This window comes from Flavobacterium qiangtangense (assembly GCF_042658345.1).
Lineage (GTDB): Bacteria > Bacteroidota > Bacteroidia > Flavobacteriales > Flavobacteriaceae > Flavobacterium > Flavobacterium qiangtangense.
This window is the reverse complement of the sequence record NZ_JBHSQB010000007.1, coordinates 375,761-401,005: the sequence shown is the minus strand read 5'-3', so window position 1 is coordinate 401,005 and position 25,245 is coordinate 375,761. Positions and strand designations below refer to the sequence as shown.

Genomic DNA, 25,245 nt, shown 5'->3' with positions numbered 1-25,245 from the left:
TAATATTTACATTTGGGCACAAAAAAACAGCAAACGGCAAATAATACCTTTATAAATTATGGATTTTAAATTAACCGAAGAACACATAATGATTCAGCAAGCAGCGAGAGATTTCGCTCAAAATGAATTATTGCCAGGTGTAATTGAGAGAGACGAACACTCAAAATTTCCAACAGAACAGGTGAAAATGATGGCTGAACTAGGTTTTCTAGGGATGATGGTTGACCCAAAATATGGAGGTTCTGGATTAGACAGTATTTCTTATATTTTGGCGATGAAAGAAATTGCAAAAGTCGATGCTTCGGCGGCTGTTGTGATGTCTGTAAATAATTCTTTGGTTTGCGCAGGATTAGAAAAATATTGCAACGAAGAGCAAAAACAAAAATATTTGGTGCCTTTGGCAAAAGGAGAAGTGATCGGAGCATTTTGTCTTTCTGAGCCGGAAGCTGGAAGTGACGCGACTTCGCAAAAAACTACAGCAATTGATAAAGGCGATTACTACTTATTAAACGGAACAAAAAACTGGATCACGAACGGAGCGACAGCTTCAACTTATATCGTGATTGCGCAAACTGACATCGAAAAAGGCCACAAAGGAATCAATGCCTTCATCGTTGAAAAAGGTTGGGCTGGTTTTGATATTGGACCAAAGGAACAAAAAATGGGAATCCGTGGTTCTGACACGCATTCTTTGATGTTTTCTGATGTGAAAGTTCCAAAAGAAAACAGAATTGGTGCTGACGGTTTCGGATTTAATTTCGCAATGGCAGTTTTAAACGGCGGCAGAATTGGTATCGCTTCTCAAGCTTTGGGAATCGCAACTGGGGCGTACGAATTGGCTTTGAAATACTCAAAAGAAAGAAAAGCTTTTGGAAAAGAAATCTCAAAACACCAAGCAATTGCTTTTAAATTGGCAGATATGGCAACGCAAATTAGCGCTGCAGAATTGCTTTGTTTCAAGGCGGCTTACGAAAAAGATAATGGTCAAGATATTTCTCAATCGGGTGCGATGGCAAAACTTTTTGCTTCTCAAACTGCGATGGATACAACAATTGAAGCCGTTCAAATTCATGGTGGAAATGGTTATGTGCGTGAATATCATGTGGAAAGAATGATGCGTGACGCAAAAATTACGCAGATTTATGAAGGAACTTCTGAAATTCAAAGAATCGTGATTTCAAGAAGTATTCTTGCCGATTAATATTTTTAGAAGCGAATCGGCTGGTATTTTCAGTAAATGCAATTCCCGCTGGACGGCATTATCTTTTCTTTTTTAAGGAAAAAAAGAAAAGGATAATCACCACCATCAGGGCTATTTGAGAAACTATCGGCATTTTTGTAAACTTCACAACAATAACGTGAAGATGCACCTTTAAAAAAAAATAAAAATCCAGCTTTTACGCTGGATTTTTTTTGGAGAAAAGCGTCATAAAATACTATCTTTATGCTATGAGTCAGAAGCCAAGATCGTTAAAAATAAAAGTTATTGTTGGATATCTATTGCTTTTTGCGATAGCAGTTTTGTCTGTTTGGTTTATTTATACCGAAATTTTAAAGACAGCAATTCCCAACAAAGATGTCAATTCAGACAATCAGCAAATTATCCAAATCAGTAATGCAATTGCCAATCTTTATGCGTCTGAAGCCGTTGGACGAACATCAATTTTAACCGGTTCATCAGCTGATTATGCTGAATATAATCGACTTCTTGATAGCGTTAATTTAGAAATTGAAGGCATAAAAGATATTAGAGACACGACTCAATTGGCAAAGTTAGATACGATTCAAGGTCTTTTAAAAAAGAAGCGAAATAGTATCAACGAAATTATACAATTCAGAAATTACTATAATAAAGAATCCACTTTTGATCGCGCTGTCAAAGGAATTTATGATGCAAAAGATTCCTTGTATCGTGGTTCAAAACCAGTAAAATTTTCTAGAAAAACACAATTTACAGATTTCTTGGAAGCTGCGTTAACAGAAAAACAGTTGGATTCATTGGGAAGATTGCAACTTTCAAATGATTCGCTTGCGATGGCTTTTGAAGGAGTTTTGACCAAATTAATTATCAAAGACAACAAATTAAAATACCAACTTTTCAAAAAAGAACAGAAAATGCTGGACGAAAACCGCATCATTTCTGACCAACTCCGAATTGTGCTTTCCTCTTTAGAAAAGCAGATTTTGCAAAAATCATACGCCAAAATCAACGAATCAAAACTGGCGATCGACAATATTATTCAGACAATCGCTTGGGTTGGAGCGCTTACTTTTTGTCTCCTGATTATTTTCGCTTACATTATTATTCGAGATTTGACGATTAACCAAAATTATCGAAATCAACTCGAGAAATTAAATGCTGAAAAAGAAGATTTGTTACGAAGTAAAATGATGCTTTTGGCGACTGTAACGCATGATATTCAAACGCCTTTGGGAAGTGTAATCGGTTTTTCTGACTTACTAAAAAACACGGAAATCAGTTCTAAACAAAACCAATATTTAGATAATATAAAACATTCTTCCAACTATATCTTGAAGTTAGTCAACGATTTAGTTGATTTTTCTAAATTGGAAAATGATCGCATAAAAATTGAAAAAGTCAGTTTTAATTTTAAAGATTTGATTGAAAGTACTTGCAAACCTTTAGAACCAAATGCTGAGAATAAGGGCATCGAATTAAATTGGGATGTGGAAGATGTTTTAGATAATAATTATGTTTCTGATCCATATCGATTGAAGCAGATTTTAACCAATTTGATTTCAAATGCTATCAAATTTACACAAGAAGGCTCTGTTGAAGTCAGTGCAAAAATTGAAAACGGAAACATTGAGGTTTCCGTTTTAGATACCGGAATTGGGATTGCGAAGAACAAACAAAAAGCAGTTTTTAAAGAGTTTACACAGGCTCATTCTGGGATCGAAAAGAAATTTGGTGGCACAGGATTAGGTTTAACAATCGCCAAAAAAATGCTTCGTCTTTTGGACGGAAAAATTACATTGGATAGTGAAGAAAATAAAGGTTCGATATTTACAATTACAATTCCGGCGATAAAATCGGGTGTTGAAAAAGCAGTTGAGGAAGCGCTTCCGGTTTTAAATTCTGAATATGATTTTTTACAAAATAAGCGAATCTTAATTGTGGATGACGATGCGATGCAGTTGTCATTGATGAAAGAAATTTTTGCAAATTATCCTGTGAAAATCACGACTTTGGTTGATGCTTCAAAAGTGCGAAATCTTTTGGAACACGAACAGTTTGATTTGGTCTTGAGCGATATTCAAATGCCAAATATCGACGGTTTTGAATTGGTTCGAATTATTAGAAACAATAATAATCCAAAGATTGCTTCGATTCCGGTAATCGCTTTGTCTGGAAAAAGAAATTTAAATCCAGAAGATTTTACAAGCAAAGGATTTACGGCATTTCATCCGAAGCCATTGAAATTGCAAGAACTTTTACATTTAATGGAATCGATTTTCAACGGAAAACCGATGAATGTTTTTGTGCAAGTTGCTGATGCAAAAAGAGATGAAAAACTGTTTGATTTGACGAGCTTAAACAAATTTACACAAGATGATCCGGCTTCGTTAAAATTGATTTTAGACACATTTATCACGAGTGTTGCAGAAAATACGGCAGTTTTAAAGGAAGCTGTCGCCGCAATGGACGAACCAAAAATGTCTGAAATCGCACATAAAATGATTCCGATGTTAAAGCAAATGGAAGTTTATACGATTTCGGATTTGTTAGAACCCATCGAGGACAACGTTTTGGAATGCGATAAAACAAAAATGGAAGAATATACAAAAGTGATATTCGAAAAGCTCGACGAATTGGTGATTGAGCTTAAAAAGCACATTGCTTAAAGGTCAATGCTGTATAGTTTTAATTTGTTGTAAAGTGTTTTTCTGTCAATATTCAATAATTTGGCCGCTTTACTTTTATTAAATCCGGCTTGTTCTAAAGCTTGACGAATTGCAGATTCTTCGTTTTCTTTGGTATAAAATGAAATAGGTGAGTTGTCGCTTGCCGAAAGCATTTCTTGTGGCAAAACTTCGATTGGCACAAAATCAGCTTTGGTCAAGAGCACTGATCTTTTTATCGTATTTTTCATTTCACGAAGATTTCCTGGCCAGTCATAATTCATGAATAAATCAATGACTTCGTCGTCAAAACCTTTAATATCTTTCTCAAGATCTTCGTTTGCTTGCGCCAAAAAGTGATGCGCAAAAATCATAATATCGTGTTTTCTTTCGCTCAATCGTGGTGCTTGAATGCAGAATTCATTAAGTCTGTGGTATAAATCTTCACGGAAATCACCGCGTTTTACAGCCTCTGATAAATCTTCATTTGTAGCCGCAATAACTCTGATATCCACTTTAATTTCGTGATTGCTTCCCACTGGTTTCACTTTTCTTTCTTGCAAAGCACGCAACAATTGAATTTGAACTTCATAAGAAAGATTTCCTACTTCGTCCAAAAACAATGTACCGCCGTTTGCCGCTTCAAAGTGGCCGACTTTATCGTTGATTGCTCCGGTAAAAGAACCTTTTATGTGACCAAAAAATTCGCTTGAAGCCAATTCTTTTGGAATCGCACCACAATCCACAGGAATAAATGGTTTTTCCTTGCGTTTGCTTTGCGTGTGAATCGTGTGGGCAATATATTCTTTTCCGGTTCCGCTGTCGCCAATAATCAAAACTGACATATTGGTTGGTGAAACTAGGCTCACATATTCGTGTAGTTGATTTGATGTTGAACTAATTCCTTTTACAAACGAAACGTCGACCTTGTCAGCAATATCTTTTTTAGAAGAAGCTGCTTCCGGTTTTTCAGCTTGCTTTTTTAAGGATTGTTCAATCGTATGAAGAATTTCATCTGGATTTATTGGTTTTCCAACATAGTCATAAGCACCCATTTTCATAGCGCTCACGGCAGTTTTAATATCGGTGTAACCTGTCATTAAAATGACCTGTGTTTTTTGAGAAACTTCTTTAATGGATTTTAAAATTTGGATACCATCGCTGTCTGGCAATCTGATGTCGGTTAAGACCACATCAAAAACCTGATTTTTTATTGCATCTTCGGCTTCCTTCGCAGTGAAAGCGTTGGTAACTTCATACCCTTTTTTTTGCAAAAAAGTCTTCAGCATTACACAAAAAGATGTGTCATCGTCAATTACCAAAATTTTAGAACTCATAAATGGATTATCTGTTTTTTACAAATTTAAAGTTTTAAACCAAATATGAGTGTTAATATATGTTATAAAAACAATAAAGGAGATGCCCCCACATCTCCTTTAATATTGCAGAGAATTTAAAACTCTCTTTTCAACAAACTTAACTTAAACTATGCTTCTTTTAAGAATTCACCGGTCGATGAAAAGTAAGCGGTAACTGTTTTTTCGTCTTTCGCCAAAATCAGTTTATACTCGCCATCGCTTGCCAAGTGAGCTTCTTTGATTGTCAATCCTCCATATTTCTTGCTAATGTTTTTTAGTACATCAGCCGGAATTGCAGAAGGTTCAATCGATGTATATTGCTTTTCTTGCAGAATATTTAACTCTGAAGAAATGTTTTTATCTGTAGTTGCATCTGCGTTTATTCCGAAACCGAGTGCAATCGCTGTCATTAATAATATCTTTTTCATAGCAAATTTCTTTATGGTAAATAATGTGCGTATTTCTTTTTCGATGTAAGTAATGAAAGAAATATGCCAATTTAAAAATGAAAGCTGTATTTTCTTCTAAAGCCTTGATATTGCTACGTATTTTTCTTTTTCCAACATTAATTTCTAACATTTGAAAAGTGTGGAAGTGTGGAAATTTGCTCAAAAAAAGTGTGGAAAATAATCAATCCAATAATTTTTCGAATTGAATTTTCATAAAACAATAAAAGGAGATGCCCCCACATCTCCTTTTATTTTGCAGAGAACTTTTACAAATTCCCTTTTCAACAAACTTAACTTAAACTATGCTTCTTTAATGAATTCTCCTGTAGCTGAAAAGTACGCTGTAACTGTTTTACCGTCTTTTGATAAAATCAATTTGTATTCTCCATCTTCAGCCTTGTGCGCTTCTTTTAATGTATAACCGCCATATTTTGAGCTGATGTTTTTTAACGCATCGGCAGGAATAGCAGAAGCTTCAATAGGTGTGTATGTTTTTTCTTGTAAGATATTTATCTCAGTAGAACTGTTTATTTGTATAGATGCATTAGCGTTAATTCCGAATCCTAATGCGATAACTGTAAGTGCAAGAATCTTTTTCATAATATATATTTTTTGTGGTATGTTTTAGTTGTTTAGCTAATTGAAATAAATGTGCCAAAAGTAAAATAGTAAATTGAAATCTATTTAAGTATTTGTTCTTTAAGTATTTATGAGTTTTGGCAAGTTCGATCTTAAGTTTGTTTTTGTGTAATTGTGTGGAATAACTTGTAATTATTTTGTAGAATTCAACAGAAAATGGATCAAAACCGAAGGTCTTTTTTTAAAAATGTTAAAATCTGCAAGCGATTAATTGTCGTATTTAAAGAATAGCTAAATTAGAGTACGTTTTTAGCAACTTTTTACCAACCACCAAACCAAACCAATGCTGACAAACTCAATTACAAAAGGTCTTGACGATCTGGTTTCGCTTTTAAATCAATTGCCAGACAAAGAATATTCAAAGAAATGTGAGCATTTAAGCAATGCCACCATCGGGGAACACACGCGTCATATTATCGAAATGTTTCAATGTCTCGAAAAAAATTATAAATCGGGATTAGTGAATTATGATAAGCGAGAAAGAAATTTGCAAATCGAAACAAACACGAATTTTGCGATCGAAAAAATAAACGAAATAAAAAAAAATATCCAGAAAGAAAATAAGGAAATTCAATTGCAACAAATTATTGATGGAGACGAAATCAGAATTGAAAGCAATTATTTTCGCGAGTTGTTATACAATTTAGAGCACTGCATTCACCACCAAGCCTTGATTAAAGTTGCCGTTTTGCAATGTAAGCAAGTTCAAGTTGATGAGAATTTCGGCGTTGCTCGTTCCACAATCGAATATAGAAATCAATGTGCACAGTAACTTTTGTTCGCTCAAACGATAAAATTATTATCACTTCAAATCGGGATGAGCAGGTTTTGAGGCCAAATGCGCTCGAACCTAGAAACTACACAGTTAATAATAAAGAAGTAATTTTTCCAAAAGACCCAAAAGCGGGTGGAACCTGGTATGCTGTTAACGAAGACGGAACTGTTTTGGTATTGCTAAATGGAGCCGATGAAAAACATAAAATGACGGGAAATTATAGAAAAAGCCGTGGCTTGATCGTGCTTGATATCATCAGCGATTTTTCTCCTATAAATGCTTGGAACGAGATTGATTTAGATAACATCGAACCGTTTACTTTAGTGTTGTTTCAAGATAAAAATCTCTATCAATTGCGATGGAACGGAATCCAAAAAGACAAATTAGCTTTAGATACAAATCAAAATTATATTTGGTCGTCCACAACTTTATATCCAAAAGAAGTTCGTGAAAATCGGGCAAAATGGTTTTTTGATTATATGAATTCAAAGGAGATTTTTTCTGAAAATGATATGTATAATTTCCATCGATATACTGAAAATGAAAACTCAGAAAACGGTTTGGTTATTAACCGAAATAATTTTTTGAAAACATTAAGCATCACCCAAACCACAGTTGAAAATATCGAAGCGAAGATGAAACATTATGATTTAGTGAATCAAAAAGAATTTGAAAATACAATTAACTTCGTAGCAAATAAAACGCATTGAAACTCTTTTTTCATAAGCTGATCCATTGGGAATACTGGCCTTACCAAATAGTTTATATTCCAATATATTTTTTGTGGGCCTATTTTTCAATCAAAGCAAGAACCATTTTTTTCTTCAATGCCAGCAATCCAACAATCAGAAACGGAGGATTTATTATGGATTCAAAAATGGAAATCTATGATATAATTCCGCAGCAATATTATCCAAAAACCAAATTAGTCAAGGCAAATTCAACTTTTTTTGAAGTTCTAAAAATTTCTCAGGAAGCTGATTTGAAATACCCAATGATTGCCAAACCAGATATGGGATTGCGCGGAACGGCGGTGAAAAAAATCGACTCGCCAGATGATTTAAAGGTATATTCTGAAAAAGCAGATTTTGATTATGTGATTCAAGATATGATTCCGTTTGCCAACGAAGTTGGGATTTTTTATGTTCGTTATCCAAATGAAAAACAAGGCAGAATCACCGGAATTGTAGCCAAAGAATTTTTAATAATTAATGGCGACGGAGTTTCTACAATTGAAAATTTGATCAAAAATAATCCAAGATTTGAGATGCAGTTAAGCGTTTTAAAGCAAGAATACGGAAGCAAACTGCAAGAAATTTTGACAAAAGGCGAAAGTGTTAATTTGGTTCCCTACGGAAATCACGCTCGCGGTGCAAAATTCATCGACGGAACCAATTGGATTACGCCAAAACTGACAAAAACAATCAACGAAATGTGTCTTCAAATTCCAGGTTTCTACTTCGGAAGATTGGATGTAATGTACAACTCTTTTGAAGAATTGGAACGTGGCGAAAACTTTCTTTTGGTAGAATTAAACGGCGCTTCCAGTGAGCCGACGCATATTTATGATCCAAAACATTCGTTATTTTTTGCTTGGAAAGAATTGGCGCGACACATCAAATATATGTTTGAAATCAGTATGATAAATCACAAAAACGGAATTCCGTTTTTGACAAAAAAAGTAGGTTTTGAACAATTGAAATTAGATGCTGCGATGAAGAAAAAAATCGTGAATTTTTAATTTATGAAAGCGTTAAAAAACATACTTGTTGGTTTCGCAGTCAGCTTTTTGGGCTCTATTCCTTTGGGTTTCTTGAATATTATCGGCTTTGAGATTTATTCCAAAACAGAAATTTCAATCTTAATTTTTTATCTTTTGGGTGTAATTTCCATTGAAGTTTTTGTCATTTATTTCACGTTGATTTTTGCGAGTAAATTGTTGGAAAACAAAAAACTGATGAAATATATCGAGATTTTTTCAGTGTTTTTTATGTTTCTTTTGGCCTATGTTTTTTATTCTCAATCAGAAGCGAAAGTTGAAAACCAAGACGTTTTAGAAAAATACAAAGACTATTCACCTTACATTATCGGAGTGATTTTGAGTTGCTTAAATTTTGTTCAAATTCCGTTTTGGTGTGGCTGGAATCTTTATTTGGTCAACGGAAATTATATCGTTTCAAAATCAAATCTCAAGTTTTTGTACGTTTTCGGAACAACGCTTGGCACTTTCTTCGGAATGCTTTGTTTTATCCTATTTTTAAATTTGGTCACAAAATCTTCCACGGGACTTTCCACTTATTTAATGTCGCACATTATTCCGCTTTTTTTCATCGGAATGGGATTGTATCAAGCTTATAAATTCTACAAAAAGTATTTTAAAACCAAGAAATAGATTAGAATTTTGTGCACGGAAATTTCTAAAATCTGTGCAATCTGCGTTTTATTTCTTTATTTTAGCAAAGCCAATAAAACACAAAAATGAAAAAAATACTTTATCTACTTCCGGTTGTTATTTTCGGATGTAAATCAAATAATGCCGTTGTCACAGAAATAAAGCAACCTTCTGAAATCACTTACAAAGTTAGCCAGCAAGACGTTTCAAAAACCTTGGAATTCTTGACTTCTGATGAATTGGAAGGAAGAGATCCGGGTTCAAAAAGCATCGAAAAAGCAGTTGCTTTTTTGGAAAATGTGTACAAGCAAAATGGCGTGAAACCTTACTTTGTAAGTTATAAAGACACGCTTTCCAATTTTGACAAAACCGCTTACAACGTTGTTGGTGTTATCGAAGGAAACGATCCAAAGTTGAAAAATGAATTTGTTGTCATCGGTGCGCATTACGATCACATCGGAATTGATGAAAAAGCTTTAGGCGATAAAATTAATAATGGAGCTAATGACAATGCATCTGGAACTACTGCAGTTACTGAAGTAATTAAATATTTTGCTAAGAATAAAACCAACAGAAGGAGCATACTTTTTGCCTTCTTTTCTGCCGAAGAAAAAGGGCTTTTAGGTTCAAAACATTTGGCTAAAAAATTGAAAGAGAAAAATTTCAATATTTACACGATGCTAAATTTTGAAATGATCGGTGTTCCGATGAAACGTGATTTTACAGCTTACATAACAGGTTACGGAAAATCAAATATGGCGTCGAAATTCAATGAATATGCTGGTAAAAACTTGGTTGGTTTTCTCCAAGCTGAATTGACTTACCGACTTTTTATGGCTTCAGATAATTATCCTTTTTTCACAGAATTTAATGTTCCTGCCCAAACAGTTTGTACTTTTGACTTTGAAAATTATGAATATTACCACAAGCCACAAGACGAATTTAAGTTGATGGACACGGCGCACATGGCTTCTTTTGTTCAAGAAATGCTTCCGGTAATTGAAAAAATGACCAATTCTGGAACGAAAGAAATCGCTTTAAAGAAATAAGAAAAAAATAATTGAGATTGCTTTTTGCAAGCTCGAAATGAATAGAATGAAAAATATAATTATCTCGGGAACGAGCAGAGGAATTGGCTATGAATTGGCACTTTTATTTGCAAATGAAGGTCACCAAGTTTTGGCAATTTCCAGAAAAACGCCTCAGGCTTTATTAGAACACAAAAATATTACGTGCCTTTCAGTTGATTTGGCAGAGGAAAATGACTTGAAAAAAGTGTCTGATTTTCTTTCTTCCACTTGGAAAAAAGTCGATGCGATTGTGCACAATGCGGGCGCTTTGGTTTTAAAACCTTTTGCAGAAACTACTTCGGCAGATTTTGAAAGAGTTTACAAAGTAAATGTTTTTGGAGTCGCTTCATTGACCAGAATCGTTTTGCCATATTTGAATCCCGGAAGCCACGTTGTGACAATTAGTTCAATGGGTGGCATTCAGGGAAGTATGAAATTCGCCGGACTTTCTGCTTATAGTTCGAGCAAAGGCGCCGTGATTACACTTTCTGAATTATTATCTGAAGAATTTAAAGAAAGAGGAATTTCGTTCAACGTTTTGGCTTTAGGGTCGGTTCAAACCGAAATGTTGGCGGAAGCTTTTCCAGGTTATGAAGCGCCACTTTCGGCAAAAGATATGGCCGATTATATTTTTGATTTTACCTTAAAGGGAAATAAATTTTACAACGGAAAAGTGTTGCAGGTTTCTTCTTCAACGCCTTAAATTATAGTTACTTTTGAACGAAACACTTTCGAAATATTTGCCTGAACATGCCGTAATTCCTTGTTTTGAATTAATCAAGGTCAATGAAGTCCATCTTAAAATTGTGAACGAGCGAATGACGCGCCACGGCGATTACAGAAAAGGACCAGGCGGAAAACACGAAATCACGATAAATTCGAGCTTGAACAAATACAAATTTCTGATGACTTTGATTCACGAAATTGCACATTTGGTAGCTTTTAAAAAATTTGGGAGAAATATAAAACCACACGGAAACGAATGGAAATTTACGTTTCAGCAGTTGATGGTTCCATTTATTCGACCAGAAATTTTTCCGAATCATATTTTGCCTTTGCTTGCCAAACATTTTAAAAATCCCACGGCAAGTAGCGATACTGATGCAAAGTTGTCTTTGGCCTTGAAACAATTTGACGCTCAAAACGATAAGAATTACGTTTTTGAATTGCCGACAGGAAGCGTTTTTAGAATCCACAACGGCAAGATTTTTAAGAAAGGCGCACTGCGAATAAAACGCTATGAATGCCAAGAAATAAGTTCGGGAAGAGTATATTTGTTCAACCCAAATGCTGAGGTCGAATTATTGCCTCATTAATTGTTAAATGAAATCTAAACTATTATGATTTTAAGCTTAAAATCGCAATATTTACTATAGATCGAAAACGAATACAAATGAATAAAAATTATTTTGCGATATTAATGGCGGGCGGAGTCGGTTCCCGATTTTGGCCAGTCAGTACCAATGAATTTCCGAAACAATTTCACGATATGCTTGGAACGGGCGAGACGCTCATCCAAAAAACGTTTAGCCGTTTATCAAAGCTAATTCCCGCAGAAAACATATTGATTTTGACCAATGAACGATACAATAATTTGGTTTTGCAACAATTGCCTCAAGTAAATCAAGATCAGGTTTTGCTTGAACCAGCAATGCGAAACACAGCGCCTTGTATTTTATATGCGTCTTTGAAAATTAAAAAAATGAATCCGGATGCGGTGATGGTTGTAGCGCCAAGCGACCACTGGATTGAAGACGAAACTTCATTTGTGAATAATCTTCAAACGGCTTTTGATTTTTGTGAAAAGGAAAATGCGTTGATGACTTTGGGGATTCAACCGACTTTTCCAAACACAGGTTTCGGCTACATCGAGTATGATAAGTCGGATGAAAATTCGATTAAAAAAGTAAGCCAATTCAGAGAAAAACCAGATTATGAAACGGCTAAATCATTTTTGCAAGCCGGAAATTTTGTTTGGAACGCCGGAATATTTATTTGGAGTGCCAAAGCAATTACCGAAGCTTTTGAGCAATTTCAGCCACAAATGAACGCTTTGTTTAACGAAGGACTTCCGGTTTATAATACCAATGCAGAAAAAGCCTTCATCGAAAATAATTATTCTTTGGCAGAAAACATTTCGATTGATTATGCCGTAATGGAAAAAGCGGACAATGTGTATGTTTTGCCCGCGACTTTTGATTGGAACGATTTGGGAACTTGGGGTTCTTTGTATGAAAAACTTCCAAAAGACAATCAGTTAAATGCAGTTGTAAATGCAGATGTATTCTTAGAAAATGCTACAAACAATATAATCAGAACTGATGCGAAAAAGCTCATCATTATCGATGGATTAAACGATTACATTATTGTTGATAAAGAAGATGTTTTACTCATTTACCCAAAAGGCAAGGAGCAAGAAATTAAGAGAATCACGGCTCTGGTTTCGAAGTAAATATCAAATTAATAGAATAAAAAAATCCTGAAATTCAAATTGAGTTTCAGGATTTTTTATTTTTGCAAACTGCAAACTGCAAACTGCAAACTGCAAACTGCAAACTGCAAACTGCAAACTGCAAACTATTTTTTATCATCGTCCTCTTCAGCTTCCGCCAAGAGACTTTCTCTTACTTTTTTGAATAAATCAGAAGAATAAACGAATTCCACGATTGATTTGTTTTTTGTTTCCAAAATTTCTTCGTTATTTCCTTCCCATTCTTTTAATCCGTTTTTAAGGAAGACAATTTTCTCACCAATCTGCAATACAGAGTTCATATCGTGCGTGTTAATCACGGTTGTCATTCCATATTCTTTTGTAATTTCTTGAATCAAAACATCAATCAAAATCGAAGTTTCTGGATCAAGACCAGAGTTTGGTTCATCACAAAAAAGGTATTTTGGGTTGTTCACAATCGCTCTTGCAATCGCCACACGTTTTTGCATTCCCCCAGAGATTTCAGAAGGCATTTTTTTATTGGCATCGACCAAGTTCACTCTTTCTAAAACCTGATTGACACGTTCCTTGATTTCACTTCGTTTTTTATTAGAAAACATTCGCAACGGAAAAGCTACATTTTCTTCAACGGTCATCGAGTCAAAAAGTGCGCTTCCTTGAAAAACCATCCCAATTTCAGTACGAAGTTCTCGTTTTTCATCAGGCGCCATTTTAGCATAATCTCTTCCGTCAAAAGAAATTACTCCTTCGTCAGGTGTATGAATTCCTAATAAAGTTTTAAGCATAACCGTTTTTCCGGAACCAGAACGCCCGATAATCAAGTTGGTTTTTCCTGTCTCAAAAGTCGTAGAAATACCTTTTAAAATTTGGGCATCGCCAAACGATTTTTTTATGTCTTTAACTTCTATCATGAGCTTAAAAGTAATTGTGTTAAGATAAAGTTCATCAGAATGACCACGACGCTGGTCCAAACGAATGAAACCGTACTGGCTTTACCAACTTCCAGTGCGCCACCTTTCATGTAATATCCGTGAAACGATGGAATTGTTGCTAAAATAAATGCATAAACCATGGTTTTGATAAATGCGTAAAGGATGTGAAACGGAATGAAATCGGTTTGAAGTCCCGTAATAAATTCGTCGCTTGAGGTCAAATTTCCATAAACTGCGGCCATATAACCTCCAAAAATTCCTAAAAACATACTTAAGGCAATCACAAAAGGGTAAAGGCAAAGTGCGATTATTTTTGGGAAAACCAGATAGTTTAAGGAATTTACACCCATAACTTCCAGTGCGTCAATTTGCTCTGTAACTCGCATAGTTCCAATGCTTGACGTAATAAAAGAACCCACTTTTCCGGCCATAATGATCGAAATAAATGTTGGAGCGAATTCTAAGATTACCGATTGTCTTGTTGCAAACGCAATTAAGGTTTTTGGAATAAGCGGATTTGTCAAGTTTAGTGCCGTTTGAATCGCCACAACACCTCCGATAAAAAAGGAAATGAAAGCGACGATTCCAAGAGATCCGATGATGAGGTCGTCAATTTCTTTTAAAACCAATTCTTTCATAAACGTCCATTTCGTCGGTTTGTTGAAGATTTCCTTCAACATTATGAAATAACGGCCAATTTGGGTCAAGTATCTTTTAATCATTGCAATTTTCTAAATAATGGCTAAAATACGAAATTAGTTATGAGTTATAAGTTATGAGTTGTTTGTTTTTTCAATTTGCTCAAAAACTAATAATGCCAATAAAATAAAGGTAAGTCGGAAAGCGGAAACAAGCTATTTAATTAACTTTTCTTTCATTTTTTTTAAGCGATAGCTTCGAATAAATTTGGCTTGTTCGGTTGTAACCAAAAGTGGTTTTTTAGCCGATTTTGCTTTTAAAAATCCCTGGATGTAATCAAAAAACAACAATGGTTTTTTCTTCAGCATCGCCAATTTAGCGGAAGCAATTGAAGTAATTAAAAATCCGTAACCAAGAGTATAAAAAGCTTCGCCTTGTTTGTAACGTGCTGTTTTATTGTAGTTTGCGCCAGTTGGTTTTAAATGTTTTACTTTCAAGGATTGATTGGTAACAACTTTCCAACCATAAAATTTACAAAGCAATTCATCAACAGTATCCCAACCCATAGCTGGTTTTAAGTTTCCGATTTGCAAAAAGCATTCTTTTCTGTAAGCTTTGAAAGCACCACGAATATGATCTTTATCAGTAAGATTTTCTAAAATCCAGTCCCCATTTTTTTCGATGTAAGCAAAACCTCCAGCCATCCCGATTTTTGGATCTGACTTGAAAGTATTAATTATAGTTTCAAAATAATTGCTTGGCAAAATCAAATCAGCATCTAATTTTACGATGACATCATAATTTTCGTCCAAAGTTTCAAAACCTTTATGGAATGCTTGAATTACTTTGCTTCCGGGTAAATGAATTGCTTCTGAAGTTTTTTTGACCAAAGAAATAAAAGGAAATTTTATAGAAAATTCATTTACAATTTCCGAAGTTTTATCGGTTGAATTATCATCAACGACTACAACTTTTGAAGGAAGCAAAGTCTGTTCTGATAAAGATTGTAATGTCAAAGCAATAAAAGCTTCTTCGTTATGTGCCGGAATTACAATGTAATAGTTCATAATTTAGCTACGAATTTTTTCTGCGTAAACAATATAATATCTATTAGTAAATCTTCGCAATAAAGGACGAATTCCAAATTTTTTCACCGGATTTGTCCACTTATTTCTGTCGATGATTTTCCAGCCCGTCTTTTCCAAAAGCCAATCTAGCTGCCAATCTTCAAATTCGTGGTAATGTCTGTCCCACATATCGGTTTTACTGCGATAAGCTGGCGAAAACCACAAACGCATTGGAATGGAAATAAATAATTTGTCAGATTTTATGTTTTGCAAAACCGTATAAGGATTCAGCAAATGTTCGAAAATTTCGAAAGCCGTTGTGACCGAATAATTTTCGTTTTGCAACGTAGATTGGTTAACGTCTAAATCTTCTCCTTTGGTATTTGAAACTGAAAATCCTTCCTGTTTCATGATTTTTGAAAACGGATTTTCTACACCTAAATCCAAGATGGTTTCAGAAGTTGTAATGTGTTTTTTTAAAAATTCTAGCGTGTGCCCGAATCTTTTATTTGGAAAAGTTTTTTCGTACATTTTATAATTGTTTAAAGTTTAATGCTTTAAAGTCAGAACATTAAACTTTAAACACAAAAACTTTTATAATCGGTAAGTGAAGGCGTTGATATTCATTCCCGCGCCAACGGATGCAAAGATAATAACATCTCCTTTATGAATTTCTTGATTTTCGATTTTTCCTTTCATCAACAAGTCATAAAGCGTCGGAACCGTGGCAACACTGCTGTTTCCGTGTTCGTGGATGCTCATTGGCATAATATCTTTTGGTGCCGGAAGGTCAAAAAGTTTGTAAAAACGATTGATAATCGCTTCGTCCATTTTTTCGTTAGCTTGGTGGATCAAGATTTTTTTAACGTCAGAAATATCGATGCCGCTTTTCTCCAAACAACTTTTCATCGCACACGGAACTTGGCTCAAAGCAAATTCATAAATCTTTCTGCCATACATTTTTATGTAGCGAACATCTGGATCTAAATCTTTGTTGTAAGAATTTCCGAAGTAAAGGTAATCGGCTTCGTCATAAGCAAAAGTGGCGCTTTCATAAGATAAAAGTCCAGAATCATCAGGAGATTCTTCCACGATTGTGGCTCCGGCTCCATCGGCATAAATCATCGAATCGCGATCGTGCGGATCGATAACTCTTGACAAAGTTTCAGCACCAATCACCAAACAGCGTTTTGCCATGCCGGATTTAATGAAAGCGTTGGCTTGCAACGTTCCTTCAATCCAACCTGGACAACCAAAAAGAATGTCATAAGCAACACATCTTGGGTTTTTGATGCGTAATTTATTTTTGACTCTAGTTGCTAAACTTGGAACAGTATCCGCTTGGATTTTTCCATGTTTTACATCTCCAAAATTGTGAGCAAGAATGATATAGTCAATTGATTCACGGTCGATATTTGCGTCAATAATTGCATTTTCAGCGGCGATTGCAGCAATGTCAGAAGTCAGTAAGTTTTCGTCAACATAACGACGTTCTTCAATTCCGGTAATACTTTTAAATTTTCCAATAATGACCTCAGTAGAATGGGCAAGAGGCGTCCCGTCCTCATTTAAAAAAATGTGCTTGTCAAAGTCTTGATTGGTAACTTTAACCTCTGGAATGTAACTGCCAGAACCAATTATTTTGATATTCATTTTGGAAATTTTATATTATGCTAATGTATTAAAAATAAATAGTCTTACATAATAAAATGCTATGCGCGCATATAATTATGAAATATTCAATAATTTTATTTTTTGTTGCTGATAAATAGGTGATTAGTTGAGTTTATGCATTTTAATTTGCATAACTGTAGCAATTGACAACGCTTTGGTTTTTATTATTTCTGCGTTTTTGCCAGAAAAATTCTCGTCAACAGTATTATAAAAGTGACTTAACCAAGTTTTAAAATGATTTTCATTCAAATTTTCTTCCGCATTTAAATCCAAATGAATTTTCATCACGTTGCTCGAATAATCACCTTTTCCAAATAAACTTAAATTCCAAAAGTCGATGATTTTTGGCAAATGTGATTCGATGTCAATTTTTGCAATTTCAGTGAAAATGTAATTTATAGTTTTGTCAGAAAGTAATTTCGAATAAAATTTAGATAGAAGAATTTCCAAATCTTGTTTGGTTTCAATGTCTTGCATTTCAATTAATTTAATCAACGGATTTATCTAATACATTTAAAATATCTTCCATTCCATAAAAGACATAAACTTCTCCTGATGGCTTAATTAAAATGTGGTTTATTTCAAAATCAGATTTGCTGAAAAATGAGTTTTCAAATAAACCATCGTTGTCTAAGAAAATATGTTTTTTGCTATTTTCTACTATTTTGGAATTTTTTGAACCTAACAAAAACGCTTGATACTTATTCGAGTTACTTTCGATCCATGACCAATATCTTTTATATTCAGCATCGTTCCCGATCTTTTGATTCTTTCTATATAAGTGAATCATCGTTTTCTTTGTACTATCGTAGTTAACGCCAATAATTTTATCCAGATACAACGAGATCTGACTTTGTTGAGTTGGGTTTAATTGGATGATTTTTTGGCGGGAATTTGCAATTGATATAATTGAAGAGTCATTTTTGATTTTGGTAAAATAAAATTTTTCTTTATCTAAAGCCTCAAATTGCTGTTTGCTAATTTTCTCGTTTTCATTAATGAGGTAAATTTTCTCTTTAGATTGGCTAAACGTCACGAAACTGTAAAGCATAAATGCAAATAATAATTTTTTTTTCATGGCATCAAATTATAAATATTTTATTACATAGATAACGAATATTTTAAATCAAAATTATAGACAAAAAAATAACCCTTTCGATTTGAAAGGGTTATAATGTAATTTCTTCAAAAATTCTTAGCTTTCCATATAAGCTTCAATCGGAGCGCAAGAACAAACTAAGTTTCTGTCACCATAAGCGTCATCAACTCTTCTAACTGATGGCCAGAATTTATTTTCAGCAATATATTCTAATGGGAAAGCAGCATCTTCTCTGGTATATGGGAAATCCCAAGTATCAGCAGTCAACATTGCCAAAGTGTGTGGCGAATTTTTCAACACGTTATTTTTATCGTCTGCAGAAGCTCTTTCAATTTCTTTTCTAATTGAAATCATCGCATCACAAAAACGGTCTAATTCTTCCAAGTTTTCACTTTCCGTAGGTTCAATCATCAATGTTCCAGCCACTGGGAAAGAAACTGTCGGAGCGTGGAAACCATAATCCATCAGACGTTTTGCGATATCGGTAACCTCGATTCCTTTTTCTTTAAACGGACGACATTCGATAATCATTTCGTGTGCCGCGCGTCCCATTTCTCCTGTATATAAGGTGTCGAAGTGACCGTTTAATCTTTCTTTGATGTAATTGGCATTCAAGATGGCGTGGTGAGTTGAACTTGTCAAACCATCAGCACCAAGCATTGTGATATATCCATAAGAAATCAAGCAAACCAAAGCAGAACCCCAAGGCGCTGCAGAAATTGCCGTGATCGCGTTATCGCCACCTGTTGGAATTACTGGATTTGTAGGTAAAAATTCAACCAAGTGTTGTGCAACGCAAATTGGTCCAACACCAGGTCCGCCACCACCGTGAGGAATCGCAAATGTTTTATGTAAATTTAAGTGGCAAACGTCAGCACCGATCGTTGCTGGATTTGTCAAACCAACTTGTGCATTCATATTCGCACCGTCCATATAAACTTGACCTCCATTTTCGTGGATAATTTTTGTGACTTCGATAATTGAAGCTTCATAAACTCCGTGAGTGGATGGGTATGTCACCATCAAACACGCCAAGTTATCTTTATACTGAATTGCTTTTGCTCTTAAATCTTCAACATCGATATTTCCGTTTTCAGACGTTTTTGTAACCACAACTTGCATTCCGGCCATCGTTGCCGTTGCCGGATTTGTTCCGTGTGCCGAAGCTGGAATCAAAGCGATATTTCTGTGAGAATCTCCTCTTGATTGGTGGTACGCACGAATAACCATCAAACCTGCATATTCACCTTGAGCACCAGAATTTGGCTGTAAAGTTGTTCCTGCAAAACCAGTTACAACGTTCAATTGCTCTTCTAATTTCTTAAGCATTATTTGGTAACCTTCCGCCTGTTCCACTGGAGCAAATGGGTGAATGTTGTTCCAATTTGCCATGCTTAAAGGCAACATTTCTGCAGCTGCGTTCAATTTCATCGTACAAGATCCTAACGAAATCATCGAGTGATTAAGCGCCAAATCTTTTCTTTCCAACATTTTAATGTAACGCATCAAAGCGGTTTCAGAATGGTGTTTGTTGAAAACGTCGTGCGTTAAAAATGTTGAAGTTCTGTTTAGGCTTTCCAAAATCATTGACACATTCGCTAATTCGCTAACTGTCACAGTTTCTTTTCCAACAGCTTCAGCAAAAATCGCCACGATTGTGTTGATGTCAGCCAAACTTGTCGTTTCATTAAAAGAAATTGAAACTGATTCGTTGTCAATATAATAGAAGTTGAATTCGTTTTTCTCAGCAATCGCTTTTACTTTTTGAGCATCAGCTTTCACAACAATCGTGTCGAAGAATGACGTATTCGTTTGGTAAACGCCGATTTTATTCAAAGCTTCTGCCGTAGTTACTGCCGAAGCATGTACTTTGTCAGCAATATATTCCAATCCTTTTGGACCGTGATAAACGGCATACATTCCGGCCATAACAGCCAAAAGTACTTGCGCCGTACAAATATTTGAAGTCGCTTTTTCACGCTTGATATGTTGCTCACGTGTTTGCAAAGCCATACGAAGGGCACGGTTTCCATTAGTATCAACAGTCACACCGATGATTCTTCCTGGCATGCTTCTTTTATATTCTTCTTTTGTAGCAAAATAAGCAGCGTGTGGCCCACCATAACCCATCGGAATTCCGAAACGTTGTGTCGTTCCAACAACCACGTCAGCGCCCATTTCTCCCGGAGAAGTTAATTTTACCAAGCTTAAAATATCTGCGGCAACAGCCACTTTGATATCGCTTGATTTTGCTTTAGCAATAAATTGAGCATAATCGTGAACTTGTCCAAATTTCCCTGGATATTGCAAAATTGCTCCGAAGAAATCATTTCCGAAAGTAAATTCTTCATGGTTTCCGATAACTAATTCAACGCCAATTGGAGTCGAACGTGTTTCTAAAACCGATAAAGTTTGAGGCAAAATTTCTTCAGAAACGAAGAATTTGTTTACGTTATTTTTCTTTTGGTCGCGAGTTCTTACGTCAAAAAGCAACGCCATTGCTTCAGCAGCAGAAGTTCCTTCATCCAATAACGAAGCATTTGCGATTTCCATTCCTGTTAATTCGATAACAGTAGTTTGGTAATTCAACAAAGCTTCCAAACGACCTTGTGCAATTTCTGCTTGGTAAGGCGTGTAAGCCGTGTACCAACCTGGATTTTCAAAAACATTTCTTTGAACAACCGCAGGTACAATTGCCGGATGATAACCCAAACCGATATATGATTTGAATACTTTATTTTTATTTCCTAATTTCTGAATGTGGTTCAAATATTCATATTCAGTCATTGCTGGTTCCAAGTTTAATGGCGCTTTCAAACGAATATCATCCGGAAGCGTTTCATAAATCAATTGGTCAATCGACTCAACACCAATAGTTTTGAACATATGTTGAAGGTCGTTTTCTCTTGGACCGATATGTCTTAAAGCAAAAGCATCTGTTTTCATAATAATGTGTAGTGGGTTGTTTTTTGTGGCACAAAAGTACTTATTAATCTCAAAATTTAATCGTTTTTTAACACGGTTTTTTTAGGAATTTTTCAACGAAAACCGTATGTTGTTAACACTTTCGCTATTTTTGCAGTATGCACGCTATCGGACGACTATTTAATTTTTACATAAACGGAAGCATTCACGTTGCCGTTGCGGTTTTGTCGCTGGTTTTGATGACCAATCATATGTTTCAAAATCCATTTGATTTGGCGATGGCGGGATTTGCTTTCTTCGGAACCATTTTTGGTTACAATTTCATTAAATACGAAGTTTTTTTTCGGAATAAAAAACCATTTCGATTAGAACTAAAAGCAATTTTAGTTTTAAGCCTAATTTCTTTTTTGGCTTCGGCCTATTTCTTTTTTTGTTTGGAAAGAATTACGCAAATCGTCGCCATTATTTTCTTTGGATTGACATTTTTATACACAGTTCCAGTTTTTTCGAAGAAGAAAAATATTAGAAATTGGAGTGGTGTTAAAATTTATATCGTCGCGATTTGCTGGTCTGGAGTAACAACTTTGCTTCCATTAATCAATGCGGGAACTGAAGTTTTTTCGGATGTAATTTTAAAATGTTGCCAGCGATTTTTATTGGTAATCAGCTTGATTTTAATTTTTGAAATCATCGATTTAAGAACCGATGACCCGGCTTTGAAAACCGTTCCGCAGAGAATAGGAGTGAAGAAGACGAAAATTTTGGGAATACTTTTATTGATTCCGCTTTATTTCTTGGAATTTTTAAAAAGCCAAATTGATGTGAATCAGCTTTTTGTCAACGCAATTTTAATTGTAACTACTTCGCTTTTCATGATTTTTGCCAATGAAAATCGTTCGAAATATTATACTTCTTTTTGGGTAGAAAGTATCCCGATGTTTTGGCTGGCAATGGTTTATTTGGTTTGATTTTCTGCGATGTTTTTTAAAACCGAATTTCGTTCTAAAAGAAATTTCTTCATATGATTTTTTAGAAGAATTTTATCAAATAATCTTCCGAAAATCCAAAAAGGCGTTTCATAAATCAATACGTCTTTCATCGTCGTAAAGCCATTTTTTTCTTCAAAATAATGCTCGTGACGAAACGATTTAAAATGACCTTTCTCCATAATATCAACAAAATAGTTTGGGAATTCCATCTCAGAAATTCTACTTGAATGTTTCAGATAAATTCCAAAATGCTTGCCTTTCCAAGTTACCGTTTCATTCAAATTAATTAATCCCGAAGTTTTTCCAGCGACAGCTTTTTCATTGGTTTGGCTTGTGGAAAGCAAGTGAATATCAATGTTTCTGGATAAATTAAAAACGGTTTCGATTGGCGCTTTTATTTTAGTTTGGAGTTTTATTTTGGTCATAATTTGTAATGTCCGATTAAATTGTAAATAAATAGCCAAGTATTTACAACCGCAAATAATACGAAAAGCGTGTTCATACAATAGCTTCCGATTTTAAAAATCAATTTCTGCGGAATTTGGTACATTGGATAATAGGCAATTTGCGTAGCGACTTTTCCGACCCAATACAAAGCAATCAATCCTGTCAGAGCAACTGCCAATGCTGACTTTTCTTGTAATTCATTCGTGAAAACAATTGCAATTAATCCAAAGCAAAAGTTCAGACCTTGAATATATCTTCCATAGGTTTTCGCAATTTCTTGATTCAGTGGTTTCAGTTTTTTTACGTCATTGTACCAGTCAAAAACTTGATGTCTGATGTAAGGATAAATCATTGCTGTGAAAATCTGGCCGATGCCGCTGAGGATGATGAGCCAGTTTGGGATTTGAATGTTCATAACTATAAAATTAAGATGATTAGTAAAGCGATTATTTTATAAAATATCCAAGAGAAAGCTAAATGATTTGGAAGTTCTAAAATTTTTATTCTTCTGAAATGTTCGATAAACATTATCAAAACTGTGATTCCGAACCAACCTAAAACTACTATTTCTGGCAAGTTTATAAATTGATTCAGAATTAATATCGGAGTCAGAATTAAAGAGCCAAATAGAGAAACGGTCATTAAATTTCCAGCGTAATTTAAAATTGTTTTTCTGTCGAATTTCAATAAGAATAAACTCTGAAAAATAATTTGTCCAAAAGCCAAAATCAATTCTCTGTTAAAATTCCCTTTTGGTAAATCTGGAATCAATTCTGAATAATTAAAAAGCGTCAAAGCTGTCATTAGTTTTGCAAAACCGATGTAAATAATTCTGTATTTGTAATTAAAACTTGGAACACATTGCAATACTTTTTCGCTTACTTTTTTATTTGGAATAATTACTTTTCGGTTATAAGAAATAAAAGAATATAATTTTTTAAGCAAGAATTTTATAGGAGCAATATTTCCAACTTTTTCCATAAAAGGGAATGAATTTCCGATGACTTTTAACAAGCTGTCAATTCCATAGATTACGGTTTTGTTTTTATTATCGACCAAAGCAATTTCGTTGGAAGCTCTTTTGATGTCTATGAAATTCTGTTCTTCATCGGTTAAATTTGAGAATGGTTTCTTTCCGTTTTCGTCTAACATTCCGGCTTTAATAAAACCAGTTGTATAAACTTGGCAAAGCGGACAATCTTCGTCAAAAAGCAATGTTTGGTTTTCAAGAGTTTTCATAGTTCTTTAGATTTATCGTGAAGAATAATTGAAAAATAAATAGCTAAAATAGTAGGCAAAGCATAAAATAATCCGCCGTAAGGTTCTAAATAATCCCACCAAAATTGCGCGGTAATCGCTAGCGAAAAAAAGAACATCACGCCATACGTGTAAATTCTATAATGCAGATTTTTGCCAAATTTTGAAGAATATCCAATGGCAATAATGACTTGGAAAATTCCCAAGGGAACTAACGAAACCAAGAAATAAAAAAAGAATTGTTCGTCAAAAATCCCTAATATTACCAGAAGTATCGGGAGGAGTACGAGAGCGTAATTTATTTTATTGGCGGTTTTCATAATTGTTTCCTTTTATAAATTAATACGGAAAGATATACGGCAAGGATAAGTGGAATAGGAATAAGGAAATTGGTTAGAAAATTTAAATAGTGAACGTTCATATTAAAATACCAAAGACCAAAAAATAGCAGTACAGCGATTAAATAGGCTTTAATGAATTTATCTTTCGGATTTTTTATAAATAAAATAATTCCTAAAATACCTTGAATGAATCCCGTAAGCATTAAAAAGTACAGGCTATAAATCATTGTTTCTATCCCAAATTGTAAGAAAAAAAGAGCTGCTAAAAAAGGAATTAAGATTGCAAAAGTGTTTATATATTTAATAATTTTCATATCTATAAATTTTTAAACTTTCAGAAAAAATTGAAACTTTTAGTCAAATTTTTTTATACTATTTCATAATCTTCATAACCAAACGGCCAATCCAATTGTCTTTAAACTCAGTTACTTTGTCAATCATATTGTCGGCTTTTAATACAAAATCATATAATTTTGAAGTTTGATCCACAAAATGTTTGGTTTCTGAAGACTGGTTTGCATCGATTAAAGAAACGTCTTTCAATACGCGCAAAGCGGGCTTGATTTCTCTTTTGCTTCTTTCTTTTGCTATTTTTACCGCCAATTCATCCAAATCTTTTTCGGCAGTAAAAAACTCTTTTCTTTCGCCAGATTTATATTCTTTGTATACAATTCCCCAATCCATCAAAGCACGTAAATTCATACTGGCGTTTCCTCTTGAAATCAAAAGTTCTTCCATAATATCTTCCATTGAAAGTGCTTCTGGCGAAACCATCAACAAGGCATGAATTTGCGCCATCGTCTTGTTAATTCCCCATTGAGAACCAAGCGCGCCCCAAGTTTGAATGAATTTATTTTTTGCTTCTTTGAATTCCAT

The 25,245-nt window shown here is 34.5% G+C and carries 28 protein-coding genes; 11 read left to right on the top strand and 17 right to left on the bottom strand.

The features are described from left to right. The first annotated feature begins 58 nt into the window (after nucleotides 1-58). Nucleotides 59-1,201, top strand: a complete 1,143-nt coding sequence (locus ACFPVY_RS09635; protein WP_379791776.1) for an acyl-CoA dehydrogenase — start codon at nucleotides 59-61, stop codon at nucleotides 1,199-1,201. A 248-nt stretch (nucleotides 1,202-1,449) separates the two neighbouring features. Next, nucleotides 1,450-3,867: an ATP-binding protein gene (locus ACFPVY_RS09630; RefSeq protein ID WP_379791775.1), complete on the top strand. Its 2,418-nt coding sequence runs from the start codon at nucleotides 1,450-1,452 to the stop codon at nucleotides 3,865-3,867. On the opposite strand, the gene ACFPVY_RS09625 is transcribed toward ACFPVY_RS09630, so the two are convergent. The 3 genes from ACFPVY_RS09625 to ACFPVY_RS09615 form a co-directional block, all read right to left on the bottom strand. Then, a complete protein-coding gene (locus ACFPVY_RS09625; protein WP_379791774.1) occupies nucleotides 3,864-5,201 on the bottom strand; it encodes a sigma-54-dependent transcriptional regulator in 1,338 nt (445 codons plus the stop codon). The genes ACFPVY_RS09630 and ACFPVY_RS09625 overlap by 4 nt on opposite strands. A 149-nt stretch (nucleotides 5,202-5,350) precedes the next feature. After that, complete coding sequence (locus tag ACFPVY_RS09620) at nucleotides 5,351-5,650, bottom strand: hypothetical protein (protein WP_379791773.1); 300 nt, start codon at nucleotides 5,648-5,650, stop codon at nucleotides 5,351-5,353. Nucleotides 5,651-5,971: 321 nt separating this feature from the next. Continuing rightward, nucleotides 5,972-6,271 (bottom strand): hypothetical protein, encoded by a 300-nt coding sequence (locus ACFPVY_RS09615; protein WP_379791772.1) that lies wholly within the window; start codon nucleotides 6,269-6,271, stop codon nucleotides 5,972-5,974. 322 nt (nucleotides 6,272-6,593) lie between these two features. Here ACFPVY_RS09615 and ACFPVY_RS09610 point away from each other — a divergent pair, with 322 nt between their 5' ends. The 8 genes from ACFPVY_RS09610 to ACFPVY_RS09575 all read left to right on the top strand — a co-directional run bounded on the left by ACFPVY_RS09610 (nucleotide 6,594) and on the right by ACFPVY_RS09575 (nucleotide 12,999). Further along, entirely contained in the window at nucleotides 6,594-7,082 is a 489-nt protein-coding gene (locus ACFPVY_RS09610) for a DinB family protein (protein ID WP_379791770.1), read from the top strand. Further along, nucleotides 7,070-7,795 (top strand): NRDE family protein, encoded by a 726-nt coding sequence (locus tag ACFPVY_RS09605; protein ID WP_379791769.1) that lies wholly within the window; start codon nucleotides 7,070-7,072, stop codon nucleotides 7,793-7,795. The genes ACFPVY_RS09610 and ACFPVY_RS09605 overlap by 13 nt, the downstream gene beginning before the upstream one ends. A 167-nt stretch (nucleotides 7,796-7,962) precedes the next feature. After that, the gene (locus tag ACFPVY_RS09600; protein ID WP_379791768.1) at nucleotides 7,963-8,826 is read left to right on the top strand and encodes an ATP-grasp domain-containing protein; all 864 of its coding nucleotides are present in this window, start codon (nucleotides 7,963-7,965) and stop codon (nucleotides 8,824-8,826) included. A gap of 3 nt (nucleotides 8,827-8,829) precedes the next feature. After that, on the top strand, nucleotides 8,830-9,477 hold the full coding sequence (locus ACFPVY_RS09595; RefSeq protein WP_379791767.1) for a hypothetical protein: 648 nt from the start codon (nucleotides 8,830-8,832) through the stop codon (nucleotides 9,475-9,477). Nucleotides 9,478-9,563: 86 nt separating this feature from the next. Then, on the top strand, nucleotides 9,564-10,526 hold the full coding sequence (locus ACFPVY_RS09590) for a M28 family metallopeptidase (RefSeq protein ID WP_379791766.1): 963 nt from the start codon (nucleotides 9,564-9,566) through the stop codon (nucleotides 10,524-10,526). Nucleotides 10,527-10,572: 46 nt separating this feature from the next. Next, nucleotides 10,573-11,250 carry an SDR family NAD(P)-dependent oxidoreductase gene (locus tag ACFPVY_RS09585; RefSeq protein WP_379791765.1) on the top strand — a complete coding sequence of 226 codons (678 nt, stop codon included), beginning with the start codon at nucleotides 10,573-10,575 and terminating at the stop codon, nucleotides 11,248-11,250. A 13-nt stretch (nucleotides 11,251-11,263) separates the two neighbouring features. Next, nucleotides 11,264-11,863 (top strand): SprT-like domain-containing protein, encoded by a 600-nt coding sequence (locus ACFPVY_RS09580; RefSeq protein ID WP_379791763.1) that lies wholly within the window; start codon nucleotides 11,264-11,266, stop codon nucleotides 11,861-11,863. Between the two features lie 77 nt (nucleotides 11,864-11,940). Beyond that, nucleotides 11,941-12,999 carry a mannose-1-phosphate guanylyltransferase gene (locus ACFPVY_RS09575; protein ID WP_379791762.1) on the top strand — a complete coding sequence of 353 codons (1,059 nt, stop codon included), beginning with the start codon at nucleotides 11,941-11,943 and terminating at the stop codon, nucleotides 12,997-12,999. A gap of 125 nt (nucleotides 13,000-13,124) precedes the next feature. Here ACFPVY_RS09575 and ACFPVY_RS09570 read toward each other — a convergent pair whose 3' ends face one another. The 8 genes from ACFPVY_RS09570 to gcvP form a co-directional block, all read right to left on the bottom strand. Next, nucleotides 13,125-13,910, bottom strand: a complete 786-nt coding sequence (locus ACFPVY_RS09570; protein ID WP_379791761.1) for an ABC transporter ATP-binding protein — start codon at nucleotides 13,908-13,910, stop codon at nucleotides 13,125-13,127. Continuing rightward, nucleotides 13,907-14,653: an MlaE family ABC transporter permease gene (locus ACFPVY_RS09565; RefSeq protein WP_379791760.1), complete on the bottom strand. Its 747-nt coding sequence runs from the start codon at nucleotides 14,651-14,653 to the stop codon at nucleotides 13,907-13,909. Before ACFPVY_RS09565 ends, ACFPVY_RS09570 begins: the two co-directional genes overlap by 4 nt. Nucleotides 14,654-14,785: 132 nt before the next feature. Next, nucleotides 14,786-15,637, bottom strand: a complete 852-nt coding sequence (locus ACFPVY_RS09560) for a glycosyltransferase family 2 protein (protein ID WP_379791759.1) — start codon at nucleotides 15,635-15,637, stop codon at nucleotides 14,786-14,788. A gap of 3 nt (nucleotides 15,638-15,640) precedes the next feature. Then, nucleotides 15,641-16,168: a methyltransferase domain-containing protein gene (locus ACFPVY_RS09555; protein WP_379791758.1), complete on the bottom strand. Its 528-nt coding sequence runs from the start codon at nucleotides 16,166-16,168 to the stop codon at nucleotides 15,641-15,643. 63 nt (nucleotides 16,169-16,231) lie between these two features. After that, nucleotides 16,232-17,290 carry a 3-oxoacyl-ACP synthase III family protein gene (locus tag ACFPVY_RS09550; RefSeq protein WP_379791757.1) on the bottom strand — a complete coding sequence of 353 codons (1,059 nt, stop codon included), beginning with the start codon at nucleotides 17,288-17,290 and terminating at the stop codon, nucleotides 16,232-16,234. A 123-nt stretch (nucleotides 17,291-17,413) separates the two neighbouring features. Next, the gene (locus tag ACFPVY_RS09545; RefSeq protein WP_379791756.1) at nucleotides 17,414-17,788 is read right to left on the bottom strand and encodes a group III truncated hemoglobin; all 375 of its coding nucleotides are present in this window, start codon (nucleotides 17,786-17,788) and stop codon (nucleotides 17,414-17,416) included. A 10-nt stretch (nucleotides 17,789-17,798) separates the two neighbouring features. Further along, complete coding sequence (locus ACFPVY_RS09540; protein ID WP_379791755.1) at nucleotides 17,799-18,389, bottom strand: hypothetical protein; 591 nt, start codon at nucleotides 18,387-18,389, stop codon at nucleotides 17,799-17,801. Between the two features lie 117 nt (nucleotides 18,390-18,506). Next, the gene (gcvP, locus tag ACFPVY_RS09535; RefSeq protein WP_379791754.1) at nucleotides 18,507-21,356 is read right to left on the bottom strand and encodes an aminomethyl-transferring glycine dehydrogenase; all 2,850 of its coding nucleotides are present in this window, start codon (nucleotides 21,354-21,356) and stop codon (nucleotides 18,507-18,509) included. Between the two features lie 137 nt (nucleotides 21,357-21,493). Between gcvP and ACFPVY_RS09530 the strand changes: the two genes are divergently transcribed. Continuing rightward, on the top strand, nucleotides 21,494-22,303 hold the full coding sequence (locus ACFPVY_RS09530; RefSeq protein ID WP_379791753.1) for a hypothetical protein: 810 nt from the start codon (nucleotides 21,494-21,496) through the stop codon (nucleotides 22,301-22,303). Here the strand turns inward: ACFPVY_RS09530 and ACFPVY_RS09525 are convergent. Genes ACFPVY_RS09525 through ACFPVY_RS09500 form a run of 6 tightly spaced genes read right to left on the bottom strand, consistent with a single transcriptional unit; the run spans nucleotide 22,291 to nucleotide 25,245 of the window. Beyond that, a complete protein-coding gene (locus ACFPVY_RS09525; protein ID WP_379791752.1) occupies nucleotides 22,291-22,749 on the bottom strand; it encodes an SRPBCC family protein in 459 nt (152 codons plus the stop codon). The two genes, ACFPVY_RS09530 and ACFPVY_RS09525, sit on opposite strands and share 13 nt — an antisense overlap. Next, the gene (locus tag ACFPVY_RS09520) at nucleotides 22,746-23,186 is read right to left on the bottom strand and encodes a hypothetical protein (protein ID WP_379791751.1); all 441 of its coding nucleotides are present in this window, start codon (nucleotides 23,184-23,186) and stop codon (nucleotides 22,746-22,748) included. Before ACFPVY_RS09520 ends, ACFPVY_RS09525 begins: the two co-directional genes overlap by 4 nt. A gap of 2 nt (nucleotides 23,187-23,188) precedes the next feature. After that, on the bottom strand, nucleotides 23,189-24,010 hold the full coding sequence (locus tag ACFPVY_RS09515) for a thiol-disulfide oxidoreductase DCC family protein (protein ID WP_379791750.1): 822 nt from the start codon (nucleotides 24,008-24,010) through the stop codon (nucleotides 23,189-23,191). After that, a complete protein-coding gene (locus tag ACFPVY_RS09510; protein WP_379791749.1) occupies nucleotides 24,007-24,348 on the bottom strand; it encodes a hypothetical protein in 342 nt (113 codons plus the stop codon). Before ACFPVY_RS09510 ends, ACFPVY_RS09515 begins: the two co-directional genes overlap by 4 nt. Then, nucleotides 24,345-24,683, bottom strand: coding sequence for a hypothetical protein (locus ACFPVY_RS09505; RefSeq protein WP_379791748.1), 339 nt, complete (start codon nucleotides 24,681-24,683; stop codon nucleotides 24,345-24,347). Before ACFPVY_RS09505 ends, ACFPVY_RS09510 begins: the two co-directional genes overlap by 4 nt. Nucleotides 24,684-24,741: 58 nt before the next feature. Then, nucleotides 24,742-25,245 (bottom strand): GbsR/MarR family transcriptional regulator, encoded by a 504-nt coding sequence (locus ACFPVY_RS09500; protein WP_379791747.1) that lies wholly within the window; start codon nucleotides 25,243-25,245, stop codon nucleotides 24,742-24,744.

What these genes read in the sequence shown, in the direction of transcription:
- ACFPVY_RS09505 (WP_379791748.1), bottom strand. Translation starts at nt 24,683, where the DNA reads ATGAAAATTATTAAATATATAAACACTTTTGCAATCTTAATTCCTTTT.
- ACFPVY_RS09520 (WP_379791751.1), bottom strand. Translation starts at nt 23,186, where the DNA reads ATGAACATTCAAATCCCAAACTGGCTCATCATCCTCAGCGGCATCGGC.
- ACFPVY_RS09555 (WP_379791758.1), bottom strand. Translation starts at nt 16,168, where the DNA reads ATGTACGAAAAAACTTTTCCAAATAAAAGATTCGGGCACACGCTAGAA.
- ACFPVY_RS09570 (WP_379791761.1), bottom strand. Translation starts at nt 13,910, where the DNA reads ATGATAGAAGTTAAAGACATAAAAAAATCGTTTGGCGATGCCCAAATT.
- ACFPVY_RS09625 (WP_379791774.1), bottom strand. Translation starts at nt 5,201, where the DNA reads ATGAGTTCTAAAATTTTGGTAATTGACGATGACACATCTTTTTGTGTA.
- ACFPVY_RS09540 (WP_379791755.1), bottom strand. Translation starts at nt 18,389, where the DNA reads ATGAAAAAAAAATTATTATTTGCATTTATGCTTTACAGTTTCGTGACG.
- ACFPVY_RS09550 (WP_379791757.1), bottom strand. Translation starts at nt 17,290, where the DNA reads ATGAATATCAAAATAATTGGTTCTGGCAGTTACATTCCAGAGGTTAAA.
- ACFPVY_RS09620 (WP_379791773.1), bottom strand. Translation starts at nt 5,650, where the DNA reads ATGAAAAAGATATTATTAATGACAGCGATTGCACTCGGTTTCGGAATA.
- ACFPVY_RS09515 (WP_379791750.1), bottom strand. Translation starts at nt 24,010, where the DNA reads ATGAAAACTCTTGAAAACCAAACATTGCTTTTTGACGAAGATTGTCCG.
- ACFPVY_RS09615 (WP_379791772.1), bottom strand. Translation starts at nt 6,271, where the DNA reads ATGAAAAAGATTCTTGCACTTACAGTTATCGCATTAGGATTCGGAATT.
- ACFPVY_RS09510 (WP_379791749.1), bottom strand. Translation starts at nt 24,348, where the DNA reads ATGAAAACCGCCAATAAAATAAATTACGCTCTCGTACTCCTCCCGATA.
- ACFPVY_RS09530 (WP_379791753.1), top strand. Translation starts at nt 21,494, where the DNA reads ATGCACGCTATCGGACGACTATTTAATTTTTACATAAACGGAAGCATT.
- ACFPVY_RS09600 (WP_379791768.1), top strand. Translation starts at nt 7,963, where the DNA reads ATGGAAATCTATGATATAATTCCGCAGCAATATTATCCAAAAACCAAA.
- ACFPVY_RS09605 (WP_379791769.1), top strand. Translation starts at nt 7,070, where the DNA reads ATGTGCACAGTAACTTTTGTTCGCTCAAACGATAAAATTATTATCACT.
- ACFPVY_RS09610 (WP_379791770.1), top strand. Translation starts at nt 6,594, where the DNA reads ATGCTGACAAACTCAATTACAAAAGGTCTTGACGATCTGGTTTCGCTT.
- ACFPVY_RS09560 (WP_379791759.1), bottom strand. Translation starts at nt 15,637, where the DNA reads ATGAACTATTACATTGTAATTCCGGCACATAACGAAGAAGCTTTTATT.
- ACFPVY_RS09635 (WP_379791776.1), top strand. Translation starts at nt 59, where the DNA reads ATGGATTTTAAATTAACCGAAGAACACATAATGATTCAGCAAGCAGCG.
- ACFPVY_RS09585 (WP_379791765.1), top strand. Translation starts at nt 10,573, where the DNA reads ATGAAAAATATAATTATCTCGGGAACGAGCAGAGGAATTGGCTATGAA.
- ACFPVY_RS09525 (WP_379791752.1), bottom strand. Translation starts at nt 22,749, where the DNA reads ATGACCAAAATAAAACTCCAAACTAAAATAAAAGCGCCAATCGAAACC.
- ACFPVY_RS09595 (WP_379791767.1), top strand. Translation starts at nt 8,830, where the DNA reads ATGAAAGCGTTAAAAAACATACTTGTTGGTTTCGCAGTCAGCTTTTTG.
- ACFPVY_RS09590 (WP_379791766.1), top strand. Translation starts at nt 9,564, where the DNA reads ATGAAAAAAATACTTTATCTACTTCCGGTTGTTATTTTCGGATGTAAA.
- ACFPVY_RS09575 (WP_379791762.1), top strand. Translation starts at nt 11,941, where the DNA reads ATGAATAAAAATTATTTTGCGATATTAATGGCGGGCGGAGTCGGTTCC.
- ACFPVY_RS09565 (WP_379791760.1), bottom strand. Translation starts at nt 14,653, where the DNA reads ATGATTAAAAGATACTTGACCCAAATTGGCCGTTATTTCATAATGTTG.
- ACFPVY_RS09630 (WP_379791775.1), top strand. Translation starts at nt 1,450, where the DNA reads ATGAGTCAGAAGCCAAGATCGTTAAAAATAAAAGTTATTGTTGGATAT.
- ACFPVY_RS09545 (WP_379791756.1), bottom strand. Translation starts at nt 17,788, where the DNA reads ATGCAAGACATTGAAACCAAACAAGATTTGGAAATTCTTCTATCTAAA.
- ACFPVY_RS09500 (WP_379791747.1), bottom strand. Translation starts at nt 25,245, where the DNA reads ATGGAATTCAAAGAAGCAAAAAATAAATTCATTCAAACTTGGGGCGCG.
- gcvP (WP_379791754.1), bottom strand. Translation starts at nt 21,356, where the DNA reads ATGAAAACAGATGCTTTTGCTTTAAGACATATCGGTCCAAGAGAAAAC.